General features: G+C 46.0%; 1 pseudogene. It reads right to left on the bottom strand.

Annotated elements, in window-relative coordinates:
* Positions 1-1,270: pseudogene (locus AB4496_RS18125) on the bottom strand (exonuclease SbcC); the annotation flags it as partial.

Raw genomic sequence — 1,270 nt, 5'->3', positions numbered from 1 at the left:
CCGCAATCATAGGGGCAAGAGAATCTAACTGCTGACGATGCTCTTGGCCTTCTTTTTTGATAGCCGTTAGTTCTAGGTTTTCCCTATCTTTTTGAGCAACCAAATTTGCAATGTCTTGCGACTGTTCAATCGAATGGTCTGTTGAACCACACAGTGGGCATTCAGATCCAGATTCTAGAGCTGCACGGTATTTCGCCAATTCGCCTTCTTGATCAATCAAACGCGTTAATCGCTCAAGCGAAGTCTCTCTCTCTTTATATCGCTCCACCAGCACTTCACGTTCTTTCGAAAGCTTGTCGACCAACTGGATGTTAGTTTGATGTGCCTGTGTTTTCGCGTGCAGCTGTTGCTGGGCATTTAGGAAGCCACGATTGATCTCAAGTAATGAATGGGTATTGCGGTTCCAAAACTCCAACAGCTCTTTTTGCGCATTCAATACTTGCTCACTGGTGTTGCCTTGCAATGCTTCCCACTGTTGCTTTGCACTACTCTCTAGCACAGCCAATTCAGCTAAGGCCTTATCTTGCGTTGCTTTCGCGTCTTGCGCAGATTTGATGATCGTTTGCTGAGCATCAACCGCAGACAAAGCTTGCTTCGCTGAGTTCAACTGTTCTGAATGCTGGCGCTCTAAAGTACGAACTTGCTCGACCTTTGCTTGCCACTGACCTAGGTATTTTTCCAGGTGTTGGTCAGCTTGATGTGTATTTAAGTACTCAGTACTGAGTTGATCTTGTTGCTTCAGTGCATCTGTTTTTTGGACTAAAACAACCTGTTGATTGCGCTGCTGCGTATGTTGTTCGTTTAGCGTATTCGCCGCATTAACGGCCGCCGTTTGCTTATCTTTGAGTACGGCAATTTGGTTATCGAGCGGACGGACGAGATCGATGATCTTCTCTTGATCTTGTTGCTCGTTTTTCGCCTGTTGGACAATCGCACTGCTTTGCGTCAGTTTAGTTTGCGCGTCTTGCTTTTCTGCATCACGAACGGCAAGTAACTTGGTGCTGTTATCTAGGTAAGCTTGAGTAGTGTTCACCTCTTGTTCGCAACGCTTTAAATCTTTGTGCATTGGGCGCAGCTTTTCAGCCGGCTCACTGTTTGCTAAGCGCTCTAATGAAGGTTGATTACGGTCTAGTTCATCTTGAGCGGTTTTAAGATCGTGTTCACTGACCGCAATAGTTTGCTCAGCTTTAGTCACGTCTTTCCACCAGCTTAGTTGCGCTTGCCACTCTTTTAACTGCTCAGCTAATCGCTTCTGTTCGGTTTCTAACGT

Source organism: Vibrio sp. 10N.222.46.A1 (genome assembly GCF_041473595.1).
Lineage (GTDB): Bacteria > Pseudomonadota > Gammaproteobacteria > Enterobacterales > Vibrionaceae > Vibrio > Vibrio tasmaniensis_A.
The sequence above is the reverse complement of the archived record's forward strand: the minus strand, read 5'-3'. Positions and strand labels throughout refer to the sequence as shown.